General features: G+C 73.5%; 23 protein-coding genes. 12 read left to right on the top strand and 11 right to left on the bottom strand.

The features are described 5' to 3' along the window. Positions 1-326: 326 nt before the first annotated feature. Entirely contained in the window at positions 327-479 is a 153-nt protein-coding gene (locus MTF69_RS08870) for a hypothetical protein (protein ID WP_243332296.1), read from the bottom strand. 200 nt (positions 480-679) lie between these two features. On the opposite strand from MTF69_RS08870, the gene MTF69_RS08865 reads away from it, so the two are divergent. Next, a complete protein-coding gene (locus MTF69_RS08865; protein ID WP_243332294.1) occupies positions 680-2,353 on the top strand; it encodes a serine/threonine-protein kinase in 1,674 nt (557 codons plus the stop codon). Here the strand turns inward: MTF69_RS08865 and MTF69_RS08860 are convergent. Continuing rightward, a complete protein-coding gene (locus MTF69_RS08860) occupies positions 2,341-2,874 on the bottom strand; it encodes a DUF4188 domain-containing protein (protein ID WP_243332292.1) in 534 nt (177 codons plus the stop codon). The two genes, MTF69_RS08865 and MTF69_RS08860, sit on opposite strands and share 13 nt — an antisense overlap. A 98-nt stretch (positions 2,875-2,972) precedes the next feature. Here MTF69_RS08860 and MTF69_RS08855 point away from each other — a divergent pair, with 98 nt between their 5' ends. Then, positions 2,973-3,617 (top strand): MerR family transcriptional regulator, encoded by a 645-nt coding sequence (locus MTF69_RS08855; RefSeq protein WP_243332290.1) that lies wholly within the window; start codon positions 2,973-2,975, stop codon positions 3,615-3,617. 74 nt (positions 3,618-3,691) lie between these two features. On the opposite strand, the gene MTF69_RS08850 is transcribed toward MTF69_RS08855, so the two are convergent. Beyond that, complete coding sequence (locus MTF69_RS08850) at positions 3,692-4,381, bottom strand: LysM peptidoglycan-binding domain-containing protein (RefSeq protein ID WP_243332288.1); 690 nt, start codon at positions 4,379-4,381, stop codon at positions 3,692-3,694. Positions 4,382-5,187: 806 nt separating this feature from the next. Then, a complete protein-coding gene (locus MTF69_RS08845) occupies positions 5,188-6,228 on the bottom strand; it encodes a dihydrodipicolinate synthase family protein (protein WP_243332286.1) in 1,041 nt (346 codons plus the stop codon). Positions 6,229-6,298: 70 nt separating this feature from the next. On the opposite strand from MTF69_RS08845, the gene MTF69_RS08840 reads away from it, so the two are divergent. The 3 genes from MTF69_RS08840 to MTF69_RS08830 all read left to right on the top strand — a co-directional run bounded on the left by MTF69_RS08840 (position 6,299) and on the right by MTF69_RS08830 (position 9,672). Further along, a complete protein-coding gene (locus tag MTF69_RS08840; RefSeq protein ID WP_243332284.1) occupies positions 6,299-7,315 on the top strand; it encodes a LysR substrate-binding domain-containing protein in 1,017 nt (338 codons plus the stop codon). Positions 7,316-7,645: 330 nt separating this feature from the next. After that, the gene (locus MTF69_RS08835; protein WP_243332282.1) at positions 7,646-8,731 is read left to right on the top strand and encodes an S-(hydroxymethyl)mycothiol dehydrogenase; all 1,086 of its coding nucleotides are present in this window, start codon (positions 7,646-7,648) and stop codon (positions 8,729-8,731) included. A 14-nt stretch (positions 8,732-8,745) separates the two neighbouring features. Beyond that, the gene (locus tag MTF69_RS08830; protein WP_243332280.1) at positions 8,746-9,672 is read left to right on the top strand and encodes a hypothetical protein; all 927 of its coding nucleotides are present in this window, start codon (positions 8,746-8,748) and stop codon (positions 9,670-9,672) included. 9 nt (positions 9,673-9,681) lie between these two features. On the opposite strand, the gene MTF69_RS08825 is transcribed toward MTF69_RS08830, so the two are convergent. After that, a complete protein-coding gene (locus MTF69_RS08825; protein ID WP_243332278.1) occupies positions 9,682-11,244 on the bottom strand; it encodes an MFS transporter in 1,563 nt (520 codons plus the stop codon). Between the two features lie 115 nt (positions 11,245-11,359). Here MTF69_RS08825 and MTF69_RS08820 point away from each other — a divergent pair, with 115 nt between their 5' ends. Further along, the gene (locus MTF69_RS08820; RefSeq protein ID WP_243332276.1) at positions 11,360-12,268 is read left to right on the top strand and encodes a TetR/AcrR family transcriptional regulator C-terminal domain-containing protein; all 909 of its coding nucleotides are present in this window, start codon (positions 11,360-11,362) and stop codon (positions 12,266-12,268) included. 224 nt (positions 12,269-12,492) lie between these two features. Then, positions 12,493-13,824, top strand: coding sequence for an alpha/beta fold hydrolase (locus MTF69_RS08815; protein WP_243332274.1), 1,332 nt, complete (start codon positions 12,493-12,495; stop codon positions 13,822-13,824). Between the two features lie 53 nt (positions 13,825-13,877). Here MTF69_RS08815 and MTF69_RS08810 read toward each other — a convergent pair whose 3' ends face one another. Further along, positions 13,878-14,366 carry a DUF3887 domain-containing protein gene (locus MTF69_RS08810; RefSeq protein WP_243332271.1) on the bottom strand — a complete coding sequence of 163 codons (489 nt, stop codon included), beginning with the start codon at positions 14,364-14,366 and terminating at the stop codon, positions 13,878-13,880. 84 nt (positions 14,367-14,450) lie between these two features. Then, positions 14,451-15,272, bottom strand: a complete 822-nt coding sequence (locus tag MTF69_RS08805) for an MBL fold metallo-hydrolase (RefSeq protein WP_243332269.1) — start codon at positions 15,270-15,272, stop codon at positions 14,451-14,453. 18 nt (positions 15,273-15,290) lie between these two features. Between MTF69_RS08805 and MTF69_RS08800 the strand changes: the two genes are divergently transcribed. Beyond that, positions 15,291-16,055: a PIG-L deacetylase family protein gene (locus MTF69_RS08800; RefSeq protein ID WP_243332267.1), complete on the top strand. Its 765-nt coding sequence runs from the start codon at positions 15,291-15,293 to the stop codon at positions 16,053-16,055. A gap of 23 nt (positions 16,056-16,078) precedes the next feature. Further along, positions 16,079-16,912 carry an enoyl-CoA hydratase/isomerase family protein gene (locus MTF69_RS08795; RefSeq protein WP_243332265.1) on the top strand — a complete coding sequence of 278 codons (834 nt, stop codon included), beginning with the start codon at positions 16,079-16,081 and terminating at the stop codon, positions 16,910-16,912. A gap of 147 nt (positions 16,913-17,059) precedes the next feature. Here MTF69_RS08795 and MTF69_RS08790 read toward each other — a convergent pair whose 3' ends face one another. The 3 genes from MTF69_RS08790 to MTF69_RS08780 all read right to left on the bottom strand — a co-directional run bounded on the left by MTF69_RS08790 (position 17,060) and on the right by MTF69_RS08780 (position 19,939). Beyond that, a complete protein-coding gene (locus MTF69_RS08790; RefSeq protein ID WP_243332263.1) occupies positions 17,060-17,662 on the bottom strand; it encodes a TetR family transcriptional regulator in 603 nt (200 codons plus the stop codon). Between the two features lie 149 nt (positions 17,663-17,811). Next, on the bottom strand, positions 17,812-18,711 hold the full coding sequence (locus tag MTF69_RS08785) for an SDR family oxidoreductase (RefSeq protein WP_243332261.1): 900 nt from the start codon (positions 18,709-18,711) through the stop codon (positions 17,812-17,814). Positions 18,712-18,775: 64 nt separating this feature from the next. Continuing rightward, positions 18,776-19,939, bottom strand: coding sequence for a hypothetical protein (locus tag MTF69_RS08780; protein WP_243332259.1), 1,164 nt, complete (start codon positions 19,937-19,939; stop codon positions 18,776-18,778). Positions 19,940-20,184: 245 nt separating this feature from the next. On the opposite strand from MTF69_RS08780, the gene MTF69_RS08775 reads away from it, so the two are divergent. Genes MTF69_RS08775 through MTF69_RS08765 form a run of 3 tightly spaced genes read left to right on the top strand, consistent with a single transcriptional unit; the run spans position 20,185 to position 23,527 of the window. After that, positions 20,185-21,183 (top strand): NADPH:quinone oxidoreductase family protein, encoded by a 999-nt coding sequence (locus MTF69_RS08775; protein ID WP_243332256.1) that lies wholly within the window; start codon positions 20,185-20,187, stop codon positions 21,181-21,183. Next, positions 21,180-22,406 carry an acyl-CoA dehydrogenase family protein gene (locus tag MTF69_RS08770; protein WP_243332253.1) on the top strand — a complete coding sequence of 409 codons (1,227 nt, stop codon included), beginning with the start codon at positions 21,180-21,182 and terminating at the stop codon, positions 22,404-22,406. Before MTF69_RS08775 ends, MTF69_RS08770 begins: the two co-directional genes overlap by 4 nt. Further along, a complete protein-coding gene (locus MTF69_RS08765) occupies positions 22,403-23,527 on the top strand; it encodes an acyl-CoA dehydrogenase family protein (RefSeq protein WP_243332251.1) in 1,125 nt (374 codons plus the stop codon). The genes MTF69_RS08770 and MTF69_RS08765 overlap by 4 nt, the downstream gene beginning before the upstream one ends. Before the next feature lie 14 nt (positions 23,528-23,541). Here the strand turns inward: MTF69_RS08765 and MTF69_RS08760 are convergent, their stop codons facing one another. After that, positions 23,542-24,369, bottom strand: a complete 828-nt coding sequence (locus MTF69_RS08760) for an alpha/beta fold hydrolase (protein ID WP_243332249.1) — start codon at positions 24,367-24,369, stop codon at positions 23,542-23,544. Positions 24,370-24,399: the final 30 nt, after the last annotated feature.

Genomic DNA, 24,399 nt, shown 5'->3' with positions numbered 1-24,399 from the left:
AGCATGCCAAGGTGCCTGTGTCGCTGAGTGGCTGTTGTCGTTCCGATCTTGAGCGGTGTTGGTCGAACGGGAGTCCCGTTCGGGTGATCACGGCGGGTGCCGGGCGTGAGAACAGGGCCTCTTGGTAGCTCGGTAGGTGTCTACGCCAACGAGTGTTCCAGGAGGCCCTATTGTCGCAATTCTACGTCTTTGTGCAGGCCGGGTCCAGTCCGGTCGCCCCGCCGTGCGACTGTCTCGCGCACCGGTTCGGGAACGCCGCGGACAACGGGACGCGTGAGCGGCGCTACCCAGTGAACCGACAACCGGCCTACCGACAGATGACTTGCCTAATGAACGCCCGGCCACTGCCAGGTCTCCGTGGAGTACGTCGCACGGAGCTGCACCGGGCGGCCGGCGGTGTCGGTGAAGTAGAGGCAGGCGTAACCGGTCGCCCGGGGGATGGTGTTGACGTACTCGGCGGGCGGGAGCCATGCGGACACCGTTCCACCTCCGTCCGGGGCTGGGCCCCTCGGGGACATCGGACAGGCACCCTACCCACGCCGCGTGCCGGCCACGCCGCGTGCGGGCGGCGCCGCAGAGCGTCCGGGCCGCGTCGCGAGCCGCTCGGGCCCGGGCAAGTGGTGTCCGCGTCCCGGTACGGGTGGGCCGGCGTCGGTGGTGGCGCCTACGATGACCGGCCATGGACAGCAGCGAGGCCGGCAGACGGTTGATCGACGGGCGCTTCGAACTCGCACGGCCCCTGGGCAGTGGCGGGATGGGGACGGTGTGGCGCGCCCGCGACATCGCGCTGGACCGGGAAGTCGCCCTCAAGGAGGTGCGGCCGCCGGACCCGGCGACTGCCGCCGCGCAGCCCGGACTCGTCGTCCAACTGCGCGAACGCGCCGTCCGCGAGGCCCGGGCCCTCGCCCGGCTCGCCCACCCGAACGTGGTCACCATCCACCACATCGTGGAGCCCGAGCCCGGCTCCGACGGCCATCCGTGGATCGTGATGGAGCTCGTCAGGGGCGGTTCCCTGGCCGACCGGCTGGAGGGCGGGCCGATGCCGGTGGCGGACGTGCTGCGCCTCGGGCTCGACCTGCTCTCCGCGCTGCGGGCCGCGCACGCGGAGGGGGTGCTGCACCGTGACGTGAAACCGGCCAACGTGCTCCTGCGGCCGGGCGGCTCCGCGGTCCTCACCGACTTCGGGATCGCCGCCCTGCACGGCGCGACCGGGCTGACCTCGACCGGAGCGCTGATCGGTTCGCCGGAGTACATAGCGCCCGAGCGGGCGCGCGGCGCGGAGGGGCTGGCCGCCTCCGACCTGTGGTCGCTCGGGATGCTGCTCTACGTGGCCGCCGAGGGGGTGCACCCGCTGCGCCGGGCCACCAGCCTGGCCACCGTGGTCGCGGTGCTCGACGAGCCGATCCCCGCGCCGGTGCGGTCCGGCCCGCTGGGGCCCGTACTGGAACGCCTGCTGGTACGGGACCTGGCCGTGCGGCCCGACGCCGAGGAACTGGAAGCGCTGCTCCGCGGTGCGAGCAGTGCTCTCGGCGGCGCCGCTCCGGTGGTAGCGCCGCCCGCCCTCGGGAGCTTCGGGCCCGCGACCCCGGCGCCGTTCGTTCCGGGCGCGGGCAACCCGTACGGGTCCACCGTCCCCGTGGCCTTCCTCCCGCCGCCCGCCCCGCGCCGGCGCCGCCGGCCCGTCCTGCTCGCCGGCCTCCTCGCGGTGGCCCTGGCCGCCGGGGTCGTCGGCCTCGTCAACTGGCTGCCCGACGGGAACGCGGGCCGCGCCGCGGGCAAGGGCGGCGACACCAAGTCCTCGGGCACCCCGTCCGCTTCCGGACCGGCTTCCCCGGCCCCGGGCACCGCAGTGGCCCTGACCCCCGCCCCCGCCCCCACCCCGAAGGCGAGCTCGCAGAAGCCGGTCACCCCGCCCAAGGGCAGCATGATCGACCCGGCCAACATCCGTACCGCCGTCGATGCGCTCAAGCAGCAGACGGGCACCACCACCTTCGTCGACCTGAGGGTCTACGACGGCTACGTGCTCGCCGGCATCCCCACCGCGCCCGGAGCCAGGACCGTCGACTCCTGGCAGTACCGCGGCGGCGTCGCCAAGCGCACCGGCCCGTCCGGCACCGTGAAGCCCGACGAGCCGCTCATGGACATGGCCGCGCTCGACTGGGACGCCCTGCCCGCCCTGCTGGCCGAGTCGACGAAGGAGCTCGGCGTCGACAATCCCAGCTCGCGCTACCTCAACGTCTCGCCCTGGATGTCGGCCCCCGCGATCCGGCCCTATCTGAGCGACGAGTACGGGCAGGGCGGCTTCGTCCTCGCCGGCACCGATTTCAAGATCAAGAAGGTCTACCGGAGCTGATCGCCGGCCTCGCCTTCGTGTACCGGGCCGGAGCGGTGGCGCAGGCGGTCCGCGGCGCGGCGGCCACGGGCTTCCAGGGGGAGGACACCGGTGGCCGCGGCCAGGCCCGCGGGCGGCATGTCGGCGTAGATCGACTCGTACGACCCCTCGGGCACGATGTAGGACTCGTGCCACAGGCCCACGTGCCGGCGGAGCTTGCCCGCGCGCTCCTTGCGGTTGATGATCGCCCAGATCCGGTGGTGGAGCATGTCGGGGGCCGCGGCGTACGCGTAGAGCTTCTCCTTGGACTCCCAGTACTGGACCACGTAGTACGTGCGGGGCGAGGCGGTGAGCATGACGTGGCCGAGCAGGCCCCGGCCCTCGTCCCGGGCCAGTTCGCGGAGCATGCGGGGCATGGCGAGCACGACCGGGACCCAGTGGTGCGGGGCCCAGAAGTGGTTGATGCGCATTCCGAGCAGCAGGACGACGACGTCGCCCTCGGCGGCCGCGGTGGTGCGGCCCGGTATCGGCTTGGCGGACACTCTGCCTCCAGGTACGGCCTGGTTGGATGGCGGCACTGGCTGGCTGTGCCGTCCGGTCACACTTGGATAGTGACACTCTCCAAAGAAAGGCTCAAGAGATGCGACTGGCGGAGTTGAGCGAGCGCAGTGGCGTCTCCACGGCGACCATCAAGTACTACCTGCGCGAAGGCCTGTTGGCTCCGGGCCGACGGGTGAGCGCGACGACCGCCGACTACGGCGAAGGGCATCTGCGGCGGCTGAGGCTGGTCCGCGCTCTGATCCAGGTCGGCGGGATTCCGGTCGCCACGGCCCGGGAAGTGCTCGCGCACGTGGACGACGAGTCCCTGGGGCGGACGATGCGGATAGGTGCCGCGCTGTGGGCACTTCCGCAGGGGCCCGAGCCGGACGACGGGGATCCGGCGGTGATCACCGCTCGGCGCGAGGTGGACCGGCTGCTCGAGACGCTGGGCTGGTCGACGGCCCGGGAGGTGGGAGAGCTGTCGCCCGTCCACCGCTCGCTCGTCTCGGCGGTGTCCACCCTCATCCGGCTCGGCTACCCGTGGGACGCCGAGCTGATGGCTCCGTACGCCGAGTTGATGCACCAGGCGGCGGTGCGCGACCTCGACTTCATGGAGACGTATCCCTCCGAGGAGGAGAAGGTCGAGACGGCGGTCGCCGCGGTCGTCCTCGTCCAGCCGGTACTGAAGGCGCTGCACCGGCTGGCGCAGGAGGAGGAGTCGGCGCGGCGCTACGGGCTGGAGTGAGGCCGGGGCGCGGCGCGGCGGTACGGGGTCGACGGGGCGCCCGCGGCCTGGGCCGCGGCGTGCCGCGAGCTCGCTCAGTAGGGGCCGTTGACGTTGTCGATCGAACCGTAGCGGGCCGCCGCGTAATTGCAGGCGGCCGTGATGTTGGCGACCGGGTCGTAGGAGTCCAGCGGGGTGCCGGGTACGTGATAGGCCTTGAAGGTCGGGTCGATGACCTGGAGGAGCCCCTTGGAGGGGATCCCGGCGGCCGCGTTGGAGTCCCAGTTGTTGATGGCCATCGGGTTCCCCGAGGATTCGCGCATCACATTGCGGTGAATTCCTTCGTAGCTTCCGGGAATTCCGTGCTGCGCCATGACGTCGAGCGACTCCCGGATCCAGCCGTCGAGGTTGTTCGCGTAGCCGGTTGCGGCCTTGGCGGCCTTGGCCGCGGCCGGCGCGGCGGCGGGGGCGGCGGACTTGGTGAGGTTCAGGTTCAGCTTCAGGCCCGGGCGGATGGCCGAGGGGTCGGCGCCGACGATGCCCTTGTTGGCCTCGTAGAGCTTCTGCCAGCCGCCGCCGATGGAGTGCTCGGCCGCGATCTTGCTCAGGGTGTCGCCGCTGACCACGGAGTACGTCGTGGGGGCGAGGGTCGCCTCGGCCGCCCCGGCCGTGGTCGCGCTGATCAGCGGGAGGGCCAGCGCCGCACTGCCCGTGCCGGCGAGGGCCAGCTTGCGGGTGAGTGCGTGGTGCTGCTTCGGCCGGCGGTGCTTTCCCTGTGCGGGCATGGCGGAATTCCTCACGTGGGGGTACGGAAGAGCCCTGGCGGCGACCGGATTCGGCTGCTGACCACCTGGAATGAGGCGACCGTAGGCGAGTCCGGCGGGCCGGAACAAGACATGAATTCGCCCGGGAGATCAACTTCCCGCATTCGTCCCGGCGGATGACCTTGAAAAGAGGTCGGGGAATTCCCGAATATCCAACCGGGAAAAGGGAATCACCCCTCGCGGGGAAATGATGTTGACGCCGTCGGCGTGACTCACATCACGGACCGGCGGGCGACGGCCCAATCCGGGCAAGTCGCCCCTCGGTAGGGCCGATTCGGGCGACCCGCCCGTTGGTGGCGAATCGCCCATCCTGGGTCAATTGGCCCTCGTGCGTGATCGTGCTGCCGCCCCCGTCCGTCGCGGGGTGGCTCCTGGCCGCCCCCTCTTGTCCCCCCCCCGACCTGGTCGTCCTCTCCGACCTCGTCGGACGGCCGCGGACCCTACGGCCCGCCCGGCCCGATCCGCACCAGCCGGCGGCGCACCCGGACGATCAGCAGCTCCCGGCGGTCGTCGAGGCACGCCGCATTCGTGCCCCCCGGCGGCCCGGACCCTCCGCCCGCCCGCCCGCCCGCACCCGCCAGCCCGGCCTCCGGCAGTCCGGCCTTCGGCAGCTCGTCCAGGGCGGGCCAGTCGACACCGGGGAGGTCGGGTCCGGATCGCGGCCCCGAGGGTGGTGGCGGAGGCGATGGCGGCGCCCAGTAGTGCGGCGAGTCCTGAGCCCAGGGGCTCCCGTCTGCCGTTCTTGTCGTTCATCCGGTTCATCCGGTTCATCCGGTTAGCCGGGGCTTCGTGCCCTTCTCGTGGTGGTCGGGTCGGCTGCATCCCTCACCGGTGGCGCGCGCCGGCTCCAGGAGTGCCAGTTCCCGCAGTGCCGCCGTGACCGTTTCCGTGCGCGCGGGCAGCAGGGGGAGGCGTACGTCCGGGGTCGGGATGCGGCCCTGCGCGTACAACACGCCCTTGATCACTGCCGGGTTGGGCTCGGCGAACAGCGTCGCGGAGAGCCGGGCCAGCGCGTGGCCCAGGGGGCGCGCCCGGTCCGCTTCGCCCGCCTCCCATGCGGCCGCGAGTTCGGCGAACCGGGCCGTCGCGAGATGGGCCGAGGCGAGCGCCCCGCCCGCCGCACCGAGCGCGAGGAGGGGCGACAGGAAGGCGTCGTCGCCCGCCAACACCGCGAAACCGTCCGGCAGATCACCGAGCAGCGCCACCGCTTCCCCGTCGAGCGAGCCGACCGCGTACTTCACCGCGGCCACCCCGGGCAGCTCCCCGACCTCCCGCAGCAGGGCCGCGTCCAGCGGCTGCCCGGTCCGGTACGGGACGTGATAGACGATCAGCGGTACGGGGCTCACCCGGGCCAGCCGCTCGAAGTGCGCCAGCACCCCGGCGGCCGAGGGCCGTACGAAGGCGGGCACGGTCACCAGCGCGGCCCGCGCCTCGGGCCACCGCTTCAGCCGGCCGAGCGACTCCTCGGCGGCCCGGGTCCCGCTCGCTCCGGCGCCCACGGTGAGCGCCGCCCCGCGCTCCCGGCAGACCCGGGCGCAGACGTCGGTGACGAGGTCGCGCTCGGCCTCGTCGAGGGCGGCCGGCTCGCCGGTGGTGCCCAGCGCCACGATCCCGGTGGCTCCCGCGTCGAGCACGCCGTGCGCGAGCGCCTCCAGGGCCTCGGCGGCGACCTCGCCGTCGGCGCTGAACGGGGTGATCAGCGGTACGTGGATCCCGTGCGGGGCGTACGGGCGCTGTGCGGCGGGTGTGGCTGTGGCTGTGGCTGTGGCTGTGGCTGTGGCTGTGGCGGTGCTCGGCGTCTGGGTCATGGGTCGAGCCTGGCCCGCTGCGAGCATCGAATCCAGTTCGCGTTTCTTACCTGAACCGTAAGCTGATCCGATGCTTGATGTACGACGCCTGCGCCTCCTGCGCGAACTCGCCCGCCGGGGGACCATCGCCGCCGTGGCCGAGGCGCTCTCCTTCAGCCCTTCGGCGGTGTCCCAGCAGCTCTCGGTCCTCGAACGCGAGGCCGGTCTGCCCCTGCTGGAGCGCACCGGACGCCGGGTCCGGCTCACGCCGGCCGGCCAGAACCTGGTCCGGCACGCCGACGCGGTGCTGGAGCTGCTCGAGCGGGCCGACGCCGAGCTCGCGGAGGCGCGCGGCGGACTGGCCGGCGCGCTGCGGATCGGCTCCTTCCCCACCGCGACCCGGGCCATCGTCCCCGCGGCCCTGGCCGAGCTGGCCCGCCGGCACCCGGGACTGGAGCCGATGGTGTCCGAAACCGACCCGGCGGCGGTCGCACACGCGCTCCGGGCCGGGGACCTGGACGTGGCCCTGATCCACGCGTACGACTTCGTCCCCGCGCCGCAGGAGCCGGGGCTCGCCACGGAGCCGCTCTACCGTGAGGCGATGTACCTGGCGACGCCGTCGGAGTGGGCACCGACACCGTGGGCGCCCGGGAGCGCGGGGGAGGGCCGCCCCGCGGGCTCCGGTGCCGCCGGGGTCGGCGGGGTGGGTGGGGTCGGCGGGGCGGGTGGGGTGGTCGGAGCCGGGCAGCGCGCGTTGCTCCGTACGCATGCCGACGCACCCTGGATCACCGCCACGCCCGGCACGCTCTGCCACGCGATGACCGTACGGGCCTGCGAGGACGCAGGGTTCATGCCGAGGATCCGCCACCAGCTGGACGAGTTCGCCACCGTGCTCGCCCTGGTCGCGGCCGGTCAGGGGGTGGCCGTGGTGCCGCAGCTCGGGATCACCGGGCACGCGGAGCCGGCTGTCGTGCTCACCCGCCTCGTCATGGAGCGCCGCACCAACGTGGCCTTCCGCAGCGGCGCCGCCGCCCACCCCGCCGTCGCCGCCTTCAGCGCGGCCCTGCGCGCGGCGCTGCCGCCCGAGCTGTCCGGCCGGCACCTCTAAGGGGTGTCGCAGAACACGGTGTTGCGGCGCAGCCGTTCCGCGCACCGCCGGAAGTGCCCGTCGCGGGAGCAGGCGTGATCCCGCCACGGCGGACGGTCGTCACCCTGGACGGCCGACCGGCGCACGGCCTCTGTGCCGGGAACGGAGGCCAGGCCACGCAGAACGGAAAGTGCGCTTCGCCCGCACCCCACGAGCCGGCGGCAGCCACCGCACCGGGGTGCGGGGCAACTCCCGCACACGGGACAGCGCGTGTACGTTGGCGGGACCGGGGGAGCCCTGACGGGACCTCCGGTGCAGTCGACGAGACCGTGATCGAGATCGGGGTAGCACGTGACGCATCGCGTACGAGGGGTCATCGCCAGGAGCAAGGGCGCACCGGTGGAGACCACGACGATCCTCGTGCCCGACCCGGGCCCCGGCGAGGCGCTCGTACGGGTCCAGGCCTGCGGGGTCTGCCACACCGACCTGCACTACCGGGAGGGCGGGATCAACGACGAGTTCCCCTTCCTGCTCGGCCACGAGGCCGCCGGGGTCGTCGAATCGGTCGGCCCGGACGTCACCTCCGTCGCGCCCGGTGACTTCGTAGTCCTCAACTGGCGCGCGGTGTGCGGGAGCTGCCGGGCCTGCAAGCGCGGCCGCCCCTGGTACTGCTTCGCCACGCACAACGCGACCCAGCCCATGACCCTGGAGGACGGCACCCCGCTCTCCCCGGCCCTCGGCATCGGCGCCTTCGCAGAGAAGACCCTGGTCGCCGCCGGCCAGTGCACCAAGGTGGACCCGGCCGCCTCGGCGGCCGCCGCCGGGCTGCTCGGCTGCGGGGTGATGGCCGGCCTGGGCGCCGCCCTGAACACCGGCAACGTCGGGCGCGGCGACTCCGTGGCCGTCATCGGCTGCGGGGGAGTGGGCAACGCCGCCGTCGCCGGGGCCAGGCTGGCCGGAGCCTCCCGCATCATCGCCGTGGACCTGGACGACCGGAAGCTGGAGTGGGCGCGGGGACTCGGCGCCACGCACACCGTCAACGGCGGTACGCAGGACGTGGTCAAGGCCATCCAGGAGCTGACCGGCGGGAACGGCGCGGACGTGGTCATCGAGGCGGTCGGCCGCCCCGAGACGTACAAGCAGGCGTTCTACGCGCGCGACCTGGCCGGCACGGTGGTGCTGGTCGGCGTCCCGACGCCGGACATGAAGCTCGAACTCCCGCTGCTGGACGTCTTCGGACGCGGCGGGGCCCTGAAGTCCTCCTGGTACGGGGACTGCCTGCCCGAGCGGGACTTCCCGCTCCTCATCGACCTCTACCTGCAAGGCCGGCTCGACCTCGACGCGTTCGTCTCCGAGCGCATCGCCCTGGACGGTGTCGAGGCGGCCTTCGCGCGCATGGAGCGGGGCGAGGTGCTCCGATCGGTGGTCGAGTTCTGACCACCCACGGACTGATGGCCGAGCCGGGGCAGGCCCACGCCGCCGCTCGCGCGATCGCGGCGGCGGCCCTGGGGCGCGACCCCGGCCCCATGGCCACCGCCGAGAGCGGTTCCCACCACGTGTACGTCGGCTCGGACGTGGTCGTGAAGATCATCGATGCCGCTTCCCACACACGGCTGAACAGGGAGATCGCGCTCGCGCCCCACCTGCCCGCCGGCCTCACGGCCCCGCTGCTCGACAGCGGGAGCCACCGGCTGGAGACGCGCGAGGTCCGCTATGCCTGCTACGCCCGCGTGCCCGGGGAGGCCCCCGGCATGGGCATGCCCGGCGTGGACGGGGCGACCGCGCGCGCGTGGGCGGGGGAGGCGGTCAAGCGGCTGAGCCGACTCCACGACTGGGTGCCCGAGGGCCACGCCGACCGGACGCTGAGGGAAACCCTCGACCACGGAGGGTTCACCGGTCGGGCCGCGCTCTACGCCGAGATCGAAGGCCTCGCCGATCGCGACCGGCACGCAGCCGTGCCTCCCCGTCTGCTCGACGGCCTGAGGGCGATCGCGCGGGACGCACCCACGCACGCCCGTACGGCCGTCCCGGTTCACGCGGACTGTCACTGGGGCAACTGGCTCGCGCACGGCCGAAGCGTGACGGCCCTGCTGGATTTCGAATGGGCCCGCTACGGAGAACCGGCCGACGACTGGTTCTTCCTGGCCCGGTTCAGCGGCCCGCACATGGAAACCGTCCTCGACGTCATCGCCCGCGCGACGGCGACTCCTCCGGAATCCCTCCGAGCGGCCTGCGAGCTGCGCGAAGCGACCCACCTCGCAGCCGACCTCCGCGTCGCACTGGAGCGCCCCGCCGTCCACGCACGCATGGCCGCGGACAGGCTCCACGCGCTGGAGGAACTCATCGTCGGGCGCTACTGGTGGCGCCACGCCCGATGAAGCGGGCCGTCACGGCGTGAGCGTGGTGGGCCGCGGGCCGGTCGGTGATGGCGTCGGGCGCCCCGTCGTACCCGCACCCCTCAGCCATGTGAACGAGAAGAGCCCGGCACCGGCCATCACGATGGCCGAGCCGACGGCCGCGAAGCCCATCCCGTGCGTGAAGGCGTCGCGCGCGGCCGCCAGGACGGCATCCGCGGTCCCTGCGGACAGCTGGGATGCGGCGGCCGTCGCCCCGCCGAGTGTTTCGCGTACGGCTTCGGCCTGCGGCACGCCGGGGGGCAGCGCGTCCGCCATGTCCCGGCTGTAGACCGCGGCCCCGATGGATCCGAGGATGGCCATGCCCAAGGCTCCGCCGAGCTCCTGGCCCGACTCCAGCACGGCCGCGGCTGATCCCGCGCGCTCCGGTGGGGCCGCGCCGAGGGCGAGTTCGTTGGCGAGGGTCATGGCGGCGACCAGGCCGCCTGCGTACAGGGAGACACCCGCGAGGGTGAACCAGAGCGCCGTGTCCGTGCTCACCTGGGTCAGCCAGAGGAAGCCGCAACCGGAGAGGAGGAAGCTGCCGCCCATGACGTACGCGCGGTCGACGCGCCGTGCGAGCGCGGCTCCGGCCGGGGCCGCGACGGCCACTCCGACGGCCGGCACCAGGCTCCACAGGGCGGCGTCGAAGGGGCTCAGGCCGAGGACCGACTGCAGATACTGGGTGAGGAAGACGGCCATCCCGACCGTGGCGAACATCGCGAGCAGATTGGCGAACACCGGGCCGCCGAAGGCGCGCCGGCCGAGCAGGCCCAGGTCGATCACCGGATGCGCGAGGTGACCCTGCCGGTGTACGAAGACCAGGCCGAGCACGAGCCCCGTGGCGATGGCGAGTGCGGGCAGCGGCTCGTACCCGTGCCGGGCCCATTCCTTGATGCCGTAGATGACCAGGAGCACCGCGCCGAGCGACGACGCCGCGCTCGGCAGGTCCAAGCGCTCCCGCTTCGCCGACGTGAACTCGGGCACCAGGAACGGCACCAGCACGAGCAGCAGCACCATCGCGGGCAGGTTGATCAGGAAGACCGCGCCCCACCAGAAGTGCTCCAGCAGCAGACCGCTGACCACGGGCCCCAGCGAAATGCCCGTCGTCATGACGGCGGTCCACAGGGTCACCGCCCTGCCGCGCTGTTCCTCGTCGTGGAAGAGATTGCGGATCAGGGCGAGCGTCGAGGGCATCAGGGCGGCGCCGCCCAGCCCCAGCAGCGCCCGCACGGCGATGAGCAGTTCGGCCGTGGACGCGTACGCGGCCGCGACCGAGGCCGCTCCGAAGAGGGCCGCTCCCGCGAGCACCAGCCTGCGCCGGCCGATCCGGTCGCCGAGCGCGCCCATCGTGATGAGGAGTCCGGCGAGGACGAAGCCGTACATGTCGAGGATCCACAACTGCTGCGTCGCGCTGGGCTCCAGGTCCCGGCTGATGTAGGGAATCGCGAAGTACAGGACCGACACGTCCATCGAGACGAGGAGCAGGGGCAGCATCAGGACGCCGAGGGCGGTCCATTCCTTGCGCCCCGCGCGGGGGCCGGGTGTGTTTTCCATGAACGGCAGAGAACCGGGCCGTGGTGTACGCCGCAAACAGATGCCTAGTGCACTCCCTCATCCTGCGGCTTTGAGCGGGCTGAACGCCCTGAAGGCGCACTAGTACAGTGCGCTCATGGCCATGGAACCGCCCTACCTCCGCATCGCCGGCGACATCCGCCGGCGGATCGCCTCCGGCGAGCTTGCGCCCGGTGCCCGCATCCCTTCCACCCGGCGGATCACCCAGGAGTGGGGGGTCGCCATGGCGACCGCGTCGAAGGCGCTCGCCACCTTGAACCAGGAGGGTCTGGTGCGGGCCGTACCGGGCGTCGGAACCGTCGTCGCCGAGTCGGGACGAGACCGGCCTCCGGCTCCCCCTCAGGGACTCACCCGGGATCGCATCATTCGCGCCGCGATCGCCCTCGTGGACGCCGAAGGGCTCGCCGCGCTCTCCATGCGGCGGGTCGCCACCGACTTCGGCGTCTCCACCATGGCGCTCTACCGCCACGTCCCGAGCAAGGGCGAGCTCGTACGGCTGATGTCGGAGGCGGTCTTCGGCGGCGAACCACCGGGCTCGCGACCGCCCGGCTGGCGTGCGCAACTGGAACGGGAGGCACGGTGGTTGTGGGGCCTGTACCAGCGCCATCCCTGGCTGGCACGAGCCATGGCCGCCCTCACCCGGCCGATGGCCTCGCCACACGCGATGCGGTACACCGAGCGGGTCCTCGGTGCGCTGAACGGACTGGGGCTGACGCCGACCCAGATCATCCACATCCACCTCGCTCTGCTCGGGTACGCCCAGGGCGTCGCGGCGGCCGTCGAGCTGGAGTCGCAGGCTCGGCAGGACACCGGCATGACCCCCGAGGAATGGATGGCCGCGAACGAACCGCGGATGGAATCGATCCAGACCACCGGCTCCTTTCCGATCCTGTCCACCCTCTTCGAAGGGGAACGGTTCGACCTCGAACTCGGCACTCTGTTCGAGTTCGGGCTCACGCGGATGCTGGACGGAGTCGAAGCACTCGTCGAGCGATCCGGAGGTTAGGACCTCTGCGGCCGCACCCGGAGTCCCGGCCCGGCTCCGGAGCCGCACCCGGAGTCCCGGCCCGGAGCCCGGTACGAGCGGAGCCCAGGGGACCGACCCCCGCCAGGGGCCTCGCGTAAGCTCGGGCGGGCCCGTCGTCCCGGTCGTCATCACCCACCGGCCCCGGGACGGCTGCCGCGTACACCACCGGACCGCGCCGACCCCTGGGACCTTCCGTGACCCCCGTGAACCCCGTGACCTCCGAGATCGCAGCCGCCGGCAGCTACCGCCAGCCCGGTGTCGTCCTCACCGACCACCACTTCAGCGTCCCGCTCGACCACGCCCGCCCCGACGGCGAGCGGATCGACCTGTACGCGCGCGAGCTGGTCGCCGGCGGCAAGGACCCGGAGTCGCTGCCCTGGCTGCTCTACCTGGAGGGCGGACCCGGCTTCGGCGCCCGCCGGTTCGTCGGGCGGCAGGCCTGGCTGGAGCGGGCCCTCGCCGAGTTCCGGGTGCTGCTGCTCGACCAGCGCGGAACCGGCCGTTCCACCCCGGTCAACCGGCAGACCCTGCCGCTGCGCGGCGGCCCCGCGCAGCAGGCCCAGTACCTCGCCCACTTCCGCGCCGACTCCATCGTGCGCGACGCCGAGACCATCCGCCCGCTCCTCACCGGCGGCGCGCCCTGGACGGTCCTCGGCCAGAGCTTCGGCGGCTTCTGCGTCACCCACTACCTGGGCGCCGCCCCCGAGGGGCTGGCCGCCGCCCTCATCACCGGCGGGCTGCCCTCCCTCGACGCGACCGCCGCCGAGGTGTACGAAGCCGCGTACCCCCGTGTCGAGCGGAAGAACCGGGCGCACTACGCCCGCTACCCCATGGACGTGGAGCGGGCCCGCCGCATCGCCGCCCACCTCGTCGAGCGCCCGGCCGAACTCCCCGGCGGGTACCTGCTGACGGCCGAGGCCTTCCAGTCCCTGGGCCTGCTCCTCGGCGTCTCCGACGGCAGCCACCAGCTGCACTACCTGCTGGAAGACGCCTTCGTCCCCACCCCGGACGGGCCCGCCCTCTCCGACGCCTTCCTGGAGGCCGTGCACGCCCAGCTCTCCTTCGCCGGGCATCCGCTCTACGCCCTGATCCACGAGGCGATCTACGCCCAGGACCCCGGCGCGCCCATCGGCTGGGCCGCCGAGCGGGTCCGCTCCGGCCACCCGCGGTTCGACGCCGCGAAGACCCTCGCGGGCGCGGAACCGCTGTACTTCACCGGCGAGACCATCCACCCCTGGCACTTCGACTGCGACCCGGCGCTCGCCCCGCTGCGCGAGACCGCCGAACTGCTGCTGGCCCGCACCGGCTGGACCCCGCTCTACGACCCGGCGCGGCTCGCCGCCAACGAGGTGCCGGTGGCCGCGGCCGTCTACCACGACGACATGTACGTGGACACCGCGCACTCCCTGGCCACCGCCCGGGCGATCCGCGGCCTGAAGACCTGGGTGACGGACGAGTTCGAGCACGACGGGGTACGTGCCGGAGGCCCGCGCGTCCTGGACCGGCTGCTCGCGCTGCTACGCGACGAGGCCTGAGCCCCTTGCCTCCCTGCCCCCTGACCTCCCTGACCTCCCTGAGCCCAGGGGAGTTACGGGATCGGGATGCCCGCGCGGAGGAAGTACAGGCCGATGAGGTGTCCGCCTTCGTTGATGGTGACGCGGAAGTCTCCGGTCCCGTTCTCCATGTGGAGAGGCACGTTCACCACGGATCCGTGGACGGACGTGACCTGCTGGGGGTCCCCGTGTGACCGGTAGGGCCCGAACTGCTCCTGGTAGTCCTTCCAGGACTGCGCGAGCGCCTCGGGAGACGCTTGGTGGCGGAGCGTCTCGTCGAAGCGGGCCGAGACGGCGGCGAAGTCGCCCCGCACCACCTCGTCGAGAGTGTCGAGCGCGAGCCGCTCGTCATCGGCCTGACCCGCAAGGGCCGTCAGAGCCGGGGCCGTGACCTCCGCGGCGACGCGGACCTGGACCGCGCGGACCTGGGCCGCCGCGGGCAGGGAGCCGTTCGTCAGCAGCAGGGCACCGGAGGCCAGTACGACCGCGGGTACGAGCCGAAGCTTGTCCGACAGCAGGACCATGGCTTCCTCCTTGGGAACACCATCTTTCATGCTAGGGCGCCCGCCAAGTGGTCGCACGTCGGCCGCGGGCAGTTGTGCGGGTGCTCAGCGACCCCGTCCGGGCGGCTCCACGAAGGCCCGGGTCAGGTGGGCGGTGGCCAGCAGGGCGCGGCGGCGGACGGCCAGGGACAGGAGTTGCTCCCGCGAGGCACGGGCGGCGGCCCGGTCGCGTTCGTGGAAGTACGGGACCGCCGGATCGGCCAGCTGCACGGCGTGGACCAGTACGTCCCCGGTGACCACCACGTCCCGGCCCCGGCCCCCGCCGCCGGGCCCGGCCGTCCCCTCCACCAGCACCGACTGATGGCCGGGCGTGTGCCCGGGGGTCGGCAGCAGGGTGATGCCGGGAGCGAGCCGGTGCTCCCCGGTCACCTCGTGGAGCTGTCCGGTGGCCCGCAGCGGGGCAACCGTCCAGTCCGACACGGGATCCGCCCGGTCCAGGGCCGCCACTTCCGCGCTCTGTACGAGGTACCGCGCGTCGGGGAAGAACGGCCGGCCGGCCTCGTCCTGAGTCCAGCCGGTGTGGTCCTCGTGCAGATGGGTCAGGACCACCGACTCCACGTCGGCCGGGGCGATCCCCGCCTCCGCGAGCGCGGCCGGCAGCCGGCCCGGGACCGGCGCCCAGCCTGCCGCCGGGCCCTGTGCCGGGCCGACCCCCGCGTCGATCAGCACCCAGCGGCCGCCCGGCCGCGACACGGCGAAGCACCGGAAGCCCAGCCGCCAGGAGCCCTCGGGCCCGGCCGCGCCCGGATCCAGCAGCGAGGCCCCTTCCCAGGCGGCGGCGCCGGCCCCCGGGAACGCCGTGGCCGAGGGCTCGAAGAACGACCCGGTGGCGTCGAGCAGGGCCACCACCTGCCCCTGAGTGTCCATGCGCCTATTGTGCGACGTATGAACCAACGACTGGACGGGCCCCCGCCCTTGGAGCCCATGCCCACCGACTGGCAGCGTGCGCTGGCCGTCGTGGCGCACCCGGATGACCTGGAGTACGGCTGCGCCGCGGCGATCGCGGACTGGACGGACGGCGGCCGCGAGGTCGTCTACCTGCTCGCCACGCGCGGCGAGGCCGGCATCGACACCATCGACCCCGCCGCATGCGCCCCGCTGCGCGAGGCGGAGCAGCGCGCGAGCGCGGCCGTCGTCGGGGTCCCCACGGTGGAGTTCCTCGACCACCGCGACGGGGTCCTCGAGTACGGCCTGGACCTGCGCCGGGACATCGCGGCCGCCATCCGGCGCCACCGCCCCGAGCTGGTGATCACGATGAACCACCGCGACACGTGGGGCGGGGCCGAGGGCGGCGGCTACTGGAACACCCCCGACCACAAGGCGGTCGGCCGGGCCACCCTGGACGCGGCCGGCGACGCGGGCAACCGCTGGATCTTCCCCGAACTCCTCACGGAGCAGGGCCTGGAGCCGTGGAACGGGGTGCGCTGGGTGGCGGTGTCCGGCACCACGACACCCACGCACGCGGCCGATGCCGGTCCCGGGATGGAGCGTTCGGTGCAGTCCCTGATGGAACACAAGGCGTACATCGCGGCGCTGACGGACGGCGACCCGGAGGCGTACGTACGCTCCTTCCTGACGGGCTACGCCCAGCAGGCGGCGGCCCGGTTCGGAGGCCGTCCGGCAGTGCCGTTCGAGGTCTTCCCGCGCTGAGCGGGGCGCCCTAGGGTGTCCGCGTGATCGACACCCTGAGCACGGAAATCGCGGAGGGTGAGGAACGGATCCGTCTGCACGTCGCGGACGGGATCGCCGAACTCACCCTCTGCCGACCGGAGAAGCTCAACGGCTGGAGCTGGGAGTCCACGCGCCAGCTCGGCCTGCTGGCGGACCGGATCCGCTTCGACCCCGCCGTACGGGTGGTCCTGCTGCGGGCCGAGGGGCGGGCGTTCTGCGCGGGCATCGACGTGACGGCCCCGGGCGGTGCGATCACCGGGGCCTCGGCGGCCGAACGCAACCGCAACTACTACGAGGGCATCCGCTGGGTGCACGAACGCTTCGCGGTCCTGGCCCGGCTGCCGCAGCCCGTCGTGGCCGCGGTGCAGGGCTACTGCCTCGGCTTCGGCTTCGAGCTGGCCCTGATGGCCGACATCCGGGTGGCGGCCGAGGACGCCCTCTTCGCCCTGCCCGAAGCCCAGTTGGGCGTCGCGGTGGACGCGGGAGGTGACCTGCGCATCGCCCGCGAGGCGGGCGCCGGCTGGGCCAAACTCCTGTCCCTGACCGGCCGCCGCATCGACGCCCGGACGGCGGAGCGGCTGAACCTCGTCCAACAGGTCGTGCCGCCCGAGGAATTGGAGCCGGTCGCCCGCGCGCTCGCGGCGGAGATCGCGGCCAACGCCCCGCTCGCCGTCCAGGGCATCAAGCGCGCGATCGACTCCTACGCGGACGCCGCCCTGCCCGCGGCCCTCGACCGCGTGGCGATGACGGCGGCCCTCACCCTCACCTCGGAGGACTCCCGCGAGGGCTACACCGCCAAGGCGCAGCGCCGGCCCCCGCACTTCACCGGAGGCTGAGCACGGGCCGGACGGAGAACGCCTCCCACGCGGACTCGCCCTCCGGGCCGTACACGAACTCGGCCATCGCGGGCACATGAGGCCCATGGTGCCCCGGACCACCGACAACCGGGCCCCGCCCTCGCTCCGCCGGCCACGCGGTCCCTGCTACTCCTCCAGGCGCAGGAGGGCCAGAGCGCGCGCCGAGACCGCCGGGAGCGGTTCGCGGCCGCCTTCGGCGGCCCAGTGTTCGAGGGCGACGGTGACCGCGTCGATGAGGACGGCCGCCAGGACACGGGTCTCCAGGGCGGATTCCGGGCGGCCCGTGCGGACCGCGAGGACGGGCACCAGGCGGTCCTGCATCGCGCGTGCGGCCGCGAGCCAGCGCATGCGGATCTCCGGGACGCCGCCCATCACCTGGATCAGGCGGGCCGTCTGGCCCGGCCCCTCGTAGCGCGTGCCCGCCGTGGCGGTGGTGAAGGCGGCCTGGACCGCTTCGGTGAGGGGCTCCGGCGCGGGGCGCAGGGCGAGTTCCTCGACCAGGGTGGAGACTCCGGCGGTCAGGACGGGGGTCAGCGCGTCCTCCTTCGTCGGGCAGTACCGGTAGAAGGTGCGCAGCGAGATGCCGGCCGCCCGCGCGATGTCGTCGACCGTGGTGGCCTCGAACCCCCGCTCGGAGAACAGGTCGGCAGCGGCCTCCGCGATCTCGTACCAGGTGGCCTCCCTGCGCCGTGCCGTCAACGACGGGCGGCCCGTGCTCACCGTGCTCACTGCAACGCCTCCGGGGGTGGTTGGGGCCGGCTGGGGCTGTGGACGGGGCCAATGTGCCACACGATCGCACCATGGCGCATCGTGCCGAAATGACGTAACGGGCCGGACAGGGCGCGTCCCCCTTCCCTCCCCCCACCACCCCCACCACGTCACGGGATGAAGGGTCCCCTACCCAACTGCTCGCGGACCGGGATCACTTCGGGGTTGACGAGCGAGCGCCGCTGCCAGTTCGCCCCGTCCACCACCAGGGTGTGGCCCGTGATGAAGCGGGCATAGGGCGAGGCCAGGAAGGTGGCGGCCCAGCCCAGTTCACGCGGTGCGCCGACCCGCAGGGCGGGCTGCCTGGTGTCCTTGTCGTCCGGGGCGGCCCGCTCCAGGCCGCCCCGGATGTCCTCGGTCATGTCCGCATGCGGGAACAGCCCGGGGACCAGGCCGTTGATCTGGATGCCGTACGGGCCCCACTCGACGGCGAGGGTCTCGACGAGGTTCTTCACCCCCGCCTTGGCGGCGGCGCTGTGCGCGTAGCCCGGCCCGCCGGTCCAGGCGTACGAGGCGCCCATGTTCACGATGGACCCGGCGCTGCCCGCGGCGAGGTGGCGGCGGCCGAACTCCCGGGTCACGAACCAGGTGCCGGTCAGGGTGATGTCGACCACCGCCCGCCAGGCATTGGGGGACAAGTCCTCGGCCGGACAGGGGAAGTTGGCGGCCGCGTTGTTGACGAGCACGTCCGGGACCCCGCCGAAGGCCGCCGCGGCCGCGTCGAAGACCTCCGCGACCCGCTCGGGGTCACGGATGTCGCAGACGGCGGCCGTCACCCGGCCCGCTCCGGGGACGGCCGCCAGTTCCTCCTGGGCCGACTTCAGCTGCTCGATCCGGCGGCCGGCGATCACCAGATCCGCGCCGAGCCGCGCGAACTCGGCGGCGATGGCCTTGCCCAGCCCGGTCCCGCCGCCGGTCACGAGCACCGCCCGGCCGGTGAACGTGCCGGGCGGCAGCGCGGCCGAACCGAGCGGGGGCGGCGCGGGCAGGCCGCGCATGGGGGTCTCCATGCGCCCATCGATAGCGTGCGGGCGCCGAGATCACCATGGCCGTGCCGGAGGCAGTTGCTTCCCGCTACTTCTTGGGGGCGTACGCCTGCTTGCTCGCGCAGGTCCAGATCGTCGCGCTGTCCGTCAAGGTGAGCAGATCGCGGAAGGAGCCGCCCACCCGGTCGTCGTTCGAGACGGTGCGGGCCTCGGTGTTGACGTCGGCGCCCACGCCCGCCGGGTTCGGGAGGACCAGCGGGGTGCCCGTGCCCGGCCAGTAGGCGGCCTGCACGTAGCGGGCATAGCCCTCGACGAAGGTGACGGCGGTGCCGACCGTCACGTTCGTGGTCGGGCTGACGTCCTCGAAGGTCAGGTTCTCGTAGCCGGTGACCAGTCCCGGGCTGGCGGGCGGCGCGTCGTACGGCTTCTTCCAGACGGCCGGGGTCCGGCGCCGCAGCCCGTGGTAGTTCTCCGCCTCGTAGCCGACGACGCGGCCCTTGTCGTCGATTCCGCTCGCCTGGGTGCCCGTCGTCCAGTCCGTCTCGTTCCAGACGGGCAGGCTGTAGGGCGGGTAGCCGCCGCCGGCGGGCCAGACCACCGGGAAGGTCTTGCTGACGACCTGGTCGTTCTCCAGGTCCACGTACTCCGTGTGGGCGGTTCCGAGCACGTCCCCGCGCTTGTTGATGCCGTCCACCGCCACGATCCGGGTGCTGGGGTGCGCGTCATCGGGCACCGGCAGTTCGCGGACCAGGGTGCCGTTCGCCCACTCCTTGGGGACGCCGGCGTCCATGCCGACGATCCGGCCCGCGTCGTTGACGTCCGACACGCCGGTGCCGGTGGCGGCGCCGGTCAGCAACCGCACTGCCGCGTCCCCCGCGCGGTAGGTGAAGGCGGCGCGGGCACGGTCCGAGGAGCGCTCCAGGGTGCCGACCATCAGGCCCTTGGCGTTGACGGCCGTGACCCTGCCGTTCTGGAAACCGGCCGGCAGCGGGACGGCGTGGACGGCGCGGTCCGCGGTCCAGTACGCCGGGAGGCCGCGGCTCTCGCCGACGGCGAGGCCGTCCGCTCCGAGGCCGTTCACGACCCCGGAGGTCCAGGGGCCGGAGGGCAGGGCCGGCAGCCTGACGACGTCCGGCACGCACGCGGTGGCGGAGGCGGCGGTCGCGGCCGGCGCGGCCGAGGCCGGAGCGGCGGCCGTGATGAGGCCTGCCAGGACGACGGCGGCTCCGGCTGCGGACATGCTTCTGCTCATGTGGTGTTCCCCCAGGATGTGTGAAACGCCCCGCCCCGAAGGCGGGGTCCCCGTACCCGTCAGTCACGGCTGTTCGTGACGTGACCGTGTCATATGTTGCCCGAAAGGAGGCGGGATGTGATCGGATCGGCGCGTGTCGTTGCGGACCCACCCGTTCCCATGGGCTCCCACCGGTTCACAGAGCTGCAAGCGACCGCTTAGTATGCCCGCGAGGCGTGGTTCCCGTCGGCGGCTGGAGGCCCCGGATGCAGGCATGGCGAGTACACACCCCCGGCGAGCCCCGCGAGGCCATGCGCCTCGAAGAGGTTCCCGAACCGGTGCCCGGCGAGGGCGAGGTGAGGCTCAAGGTGCTCGCCGCCAACGTCAACTTCCCCGACGCGCTGCTCGTGCGCGGCCAGTACCAGATCCGCCCGCCGCTCCCCTTCACCCCCGGCGTCGAGATCTGCGGCGAGACCGACGACGGCCGCCGCGTCATCGCCAACCCGAGCCTGCCGCACGGCGGTTTCGCCGAGTACGTCACTGCCCCCGCGCGCGCCCTGCTCCCCGCCCCGGACACCCTCGACGACGCCGAGGCGGCCGCCCTGCACATCGGCTACCAGACGGGCTGGTTCGGCCTGCACCGCCGGGCCCGCATCCAGGCCGGCGAGACCCTCCTCGTGCACGCCGCCGCGGGCGGGGTCGGCAGCGCCGCCGTCCAGCTGGGCAAGGCCGCCGGGGCCACCGTCATCGGGGTCGTCGGCGGCAAGGCCAAGGTGCGTGCCGCCGAGGAGCTCGGCTGCGATCTCGTCATCGACCGTACCAGCGAGGAACTGGTGGCCCGGGTCAAGGAGTTCACCGGCGGCCGCGGGGCCGACGTCGTCTACGACCCGGTCGGCGGCGATGCCTACACCGCCTCGGCCAAGTGCGTGGCCTTCGAGGGCCGGATCGTCGTGGTCGGCTTCGCGAGCGGCACCATCCCCGCGCCCGCGCTGAACCACGCCCTCGTCAAGAACTACGCCGTCCTGGGCCTGCACTGGGGCCTGTACGCGGCCAAGGACCCGGCCGCGATCGCCGCCTGCCACGCCGAGCTGACCCGGCTCGCCGCCGAGGGCTCCATCAAACCGCTGGTCAGCGAGCGGGTACCGCTCGCCGGAGCCGCGGACGCCGTGCAGCGCCTCGCCGACGGGACCACCACCGGCCGGCTGGTCGTCGTACCGGCCCTGGACGCCACGCTGCCCGGCTCGCCCGCGGGGTGCTCCCGATGACGGCCGCCGCGGTCACCGCCGACCAACTCCTCGCCCGCGTACGGGGACTGCTCGCCGCGCACCCGCCCGCCACCACCGGGACCGGAGCGTTCCTGCGGGCCCGCTTCGACGCCGGACTCGCCTGGGTGCACTACCCCGAGGGCCTCGGCGGACTCGGCGCGCCCCGCTCCCTGCAGGCCGTCGTGGACGCCGAGCTGGAGGCCGCCGGAGCCCCCGACAACGACCCGCGCCGGATCGGCATCGGGCTCGGCATGGCCGCGCCCACGATCCTCGCGTACGGCACCGAGGAGCAGAAGCGGCGCTTCCTGCGCCCGCTGTGGACCGGCGAGGAAGTGTGGTGCCAGCTCTTCAGCGAGCCCGGCGCCGGTTCCGACCTGGCCGCCCTCGGCACCCGTGCGGTACGCGTCGCCGACGACGGCGCAGACGACGGCGCAGGCGACGGCGGAGAGTGGGTGGTGGACGGCCAGAAGGTGTGGACCTCCAGCGCCCACACCGCCCGCTGGGCCATCCTGATCGCCCGCACCGACCCGGCGCTGCCCAAGCACCAGGGCATCACCTACTTCCTGTGCGACATGACCGCCCCCGGCGTCGAGGTGCGTCCGCTGCGCCAGATCACCGGCGAGGCCGAGTTCAACGAGGTCTTCCTCACCGGCGTCCGGATCCCCGACGCCCACCGCCTCGGCGAGGTGGGCCAGGGCTGGGCCGTGGCCCGCACCACCCTGATGAACGAACGCGTCTCCATCGGCGGCATGCGGATCCCGCGCGAGGGCGGCATGATCGCCCCGGTCGCGGCCGCCTGGCGAGAGCGGCCGGAGCTGCGGACGCACGACCTGCACGGGCGGCTGCTGGAGCTGTGGGTCGAGGCCGAGGTCGCCCGGCTGACGGGGGAGCGGCTGCGCCAGCAGCTCGCCCAGGGCCAGCCCGGCCCCGAGGGCTCGGGCATGAAGCTGACCTTCGCCCGCCTCAACCAGGAGATCAGCGGACTGGAGGTGGAACTCCTCGGCGAGGAGGGCCTGCTGTACGAGGACTGGACCCTGCGCCGCCCCGAGATCGTCGATTTCACCGGCCGCGACGCCGGCTACCGCTACCTCCGCGCCAAGGGCAACAGCATCGAGGGCGGCACCAGCGAAATCCTCCTCAACATCGTCGCCGAACGCGTCCTCGGCCTGCCCGCCGAGCCGCGCGACGACAAGGACCTCGCGTGGAAGGACCTGGCCCGATGAGCTCTCCCGCCGCAGCCCCCCTGGACCTGCTGTACTCCGAGACGGAGGAGGAACTCCGCACGGCGGTACGGTCCCTGCTCGCCGCCCGCTGCGCCCCCGCGGCCGTCCTCGCCCGGATCGAGAGCGGCAGCCCCCACGACCCCGGCCTGTGGCGGGTGCTCGCCGCCGACATCGGCACGGCGGGGCTCCTCGTACCGGAGAAGCTGGGCGGGCAGGGGGCGGGCCACCGGGAGGCGGCCGTGGTGCTGGAGGAGCTCGGGCGGGCCGCGGCGCCGGTCCCGTACCTCACGAGCGCGGTCCTCTCGACGGAGATCCTGCTCGGCTGCGAGAGCGCGGAGTCTGCCAACCTCCTACGGGAGCTCGCGGCGGGCCGCCGCATCTGCGTGCCCGCACTGCCCCTGACCCTGGCCCCCGGCGCACCCCTGCCCGCGCCGGTCCGGGACTCCGGCGCGGGGTCGCTGAGCGGGAGCGTGACATCGGTCGCCGACGCGGTCTGCGCCGACGTGCTGCTGGTCCTCGCCGACACCGGGCTGTACGCCGTCCCGGCCGACGCGGCGGGGGTCTCGCGGACCCCGCTCGTGGCGCTGGACCTGACCCGCCCCCTGGCCGGCGTCACCCTCGACGGAGCCACCGGAACCAGGCTCGCCGACCCGGCCACCGCCCGCGCGGCCATCGCCGGAGCACTGCTCTCGGGGGCCGGGCTGCTCGCCTCGCAGCAGCTCGGCACCGCCGAGTGGTGCCTCACGGAGACGGTGGCGTACCTGCGCACCCGGCACCAGTTCAACCGCCCCCTCGGCTCCTTCCAGGCCATCAAGCACCGCCTCGCCCGGCTGTGGCTCGACGTGGCCTCCGCCCGCGCGGCGGCCCGCGCCGCGGCCGACGCCCTCGCGACCGGCGCCGCCGACGCGCCGCTCACGGTGGCGGTGGCCCAGGCCTACTGCTCGGGCGTGGCGGTCCGGGCCGCCGAGGAGTGCGTGCAGCTCCACGGCGGCATCGGCATGACCTGGGAACACCCCGCGCACCTGTACCTCAAGCGCGCCAAGGCCGACTCCCTGGCCCTGGGTACGGCGGGCCACCACCGGGGCCTGGTCGCGGACTTCGCGGAGCTCCCGGCGCCGTAGGGGGCGGGCGGTCACTACCCCAGGAACGCCGAGACGGCCGCCGCGAACCGTCCGGCATCGTCGACCCAGGGGTAATGGCCCGCTCCGGGCTGCACCGAGAGCGTGGCGTCGGGGAACAGTCCCGCGAGCTCGGCCGTCGACCGAGGGGGGCTGTTCAGGTCGAACTCCCCGGTGAGCAGCAGGACGGGTGCCTCGAAGGCGCCGAGCGCCGCCCGCGTGGTCTGCGGGGTGAAGGCGCCGTCGGCGCCGAAGTGGGCGACGGCATCCCGGTTGACCGGGAGGCCGGCGGCGTGGTGCTCCCGTGCCGCGCTGTCCCAGCGCCCGCAGAAGAAGGGGGTGAGGGCGTCCCAGTCGCTGCCCGTGCCGGCGGAGACGGCCTCCAGGGCGGCGAACGCGGCCGGGAACCAGGGCTCGTCCTTGCGGAGCCGTGCGAGTTCGAGCCGCATGTCGCCGGTGACCTCGATCCCGACGGCCCGGGTGCTGGGGCCGATCAGGGCGAGCTTGCCGATGTTCTGCGGGTGGCGGGCCGCGTACCCCATCGCGATGTTCGCCCCGGCGGAGTGGCCGAGCAGGTCCGTCCGGGCGAGCCCGAGGTGTTCGCGCAGCGCCTCCACGTCCTCGACGAGCCGGTCGCAGCGGTAGGAGGCGGTGTCCTCGGGAACCGCCGACCCGCCGGTGCCGGGCAGGTCGAGGAAGATCAGCCGGCGGTGGCGGGACAGGCCGCCGAGGTCGCCGAGGTACTGGGAGTCCGCGGGGCCTCCGGGGATGCAGAGGAGCGGGTCGCCGTCTCCGGTCGTGCGGTAGGCGAGCCGGGTGCCGTCGGGTGCGCAAAAGGTGGGCATGAGTGCAGCCTGCCATCCATAACCCAGTTG

Source organism: Streptomyces sp. AP-93 (assembly GCF_022808175.1).
In the GTDB taxonomy this organism is placed as follows: Bacteria; Actinomycetota; Actinomycetes; order Streptomycetales; family Streptomycetaceae; genus Streptomyces.
This window is presented reverse-complemented; position numbering and strand designations above follow the sequence as displayed.

What these genes read in the sequence shown, in the direction of transcription:
- MTF69_RS08760 (WP_243332249.1), bottom strand. Translation starts at nt 24,369, where the DNA reads ATGCCCACCTTTTGCGCACCCGACGGCACCCGGCTCGCCTACCGCACG.
- MTF69_RS08770 (WP_243332253.1), top strand. Translation starts at nt 21,180, where the DNA reads ATGACGGCCGCCGCGGTCACCGCCGACCAACTCCTCGCCCGCGTACGG.
- MTF69_RS08825 (WP_243332278.1), bottom strand. Translation starts at nt 11,244, where the DNA reads ATGGAAAACACACCCGGCCCCCGCGCGGGGCGCAAGGAATGGACCGCC.
- MTF69_RS08820 (WP_243332276.1), top strand. Translation starts at nt 11,360, where the DNA reads ATGGCCATGGAACCGCCCTACCTCCGCATCGCCGGCGACATCCGCCGG.
- MTF69_RS08845 (WP_243332286.1), bottom strand. Translation starts at nt 6,228, where the DNA reads ATGACCCAGACGCCGAGCACCGCCACAGCCACAGCCACAGCCACAGCC.
- MTF69_RS08775 (WP_243332256.1), top strand. Translation starts at nt 20,185, where the DNA reads ATGCAGGCATGGCGAGTACACACCCCCGGCGAGCCCCGCGAGGCCATG.
- MTF69_RS08810 (WP_243332271.1), bottom strand. Translation starts at nt 14,366, where the DNA reads ATGGTCCTGCTGTCGGACAAGCTTCGGCTCGTACCCGCGGTCGTACTG.
- MTF69_RS08765 (WP_243332251.1), top strand. Translation starts at nt 22,403, where the DNA reads ATGAGCTCTCCCGCCGCAGCCCCCCTGGACCTGCTGTACTCCGAGACG.
- MTF69_RS08805 (WP_243332269.1), bottom strand. Translation starts at nt 15,272, where the DNA reads ATGGACACTCAGGGGCAGGTGGTGGCCCTGCTCGACGCCACCGGGTCG.
- MTF69_RS08830 (WP_243332280.1), top strand. Translation starts at nt 8,746, where the DNA reads ATGGCCGAGCCGGGGCAGGCCCACGCCGCCGCTCGCGCGATCGCGGCG.
- MTF69_RS08785 (WP_243332261.1), bottom strand. Translation starts at nt 18,711, where the DNA reads ATGGAGACCCCCATGCGCGGCCTGCCCGCGCCGCCCCCGCTCGGTTCG.
- MTF69_RS08855 (WP_243332290.1), top strand. Translation starts at nt 2,973, where the DNA reads ATGCGACTGGCGGAGTTGAGCGAGCGCAGTGGCGTCTCCACGGCGACC.
- MTF69_RS08850 (WP_243332288.1), bottom strand. Translation starts at nt 4,381, where the DNA reads ATGCCCGCACAGGGAAAGCACCGCCGGCCGAAGCAGCACCACGCACTC.
- MTF69_RS08865 (WP_243332294.1), top strand. Translation starts at nt 680, where the DNA reads ATGGACAGCAGCGAGGCCGGCAGACGGTTGATCGACGGGCGCTTCGAA.
- MTF69_RS08780 (WP_243332259.1), bottom strand. Translation starts at nt 19,939, where the DNA reads ATGAGCAGAAGCATGTCCGCAGCCGGAGCCGCCGTCGTCCTGGCAGGC.
- MTF69_RS08840 (WP_243332284.1), top strand. Translation starts at nt 6,299, where the DNA reads ATGCTTGATGTACGACGCCTGCGCCTCCTGCGCGAACTCGCCCGCCGG.
- MTF69_RS08800 (WP_243332267.1), top strand. Translation starts at nt 15,291, where the DNA reads ATGAACCAACGACTGGACGGGCCCCCGCCCTTGGAGCCCATGCCCACC.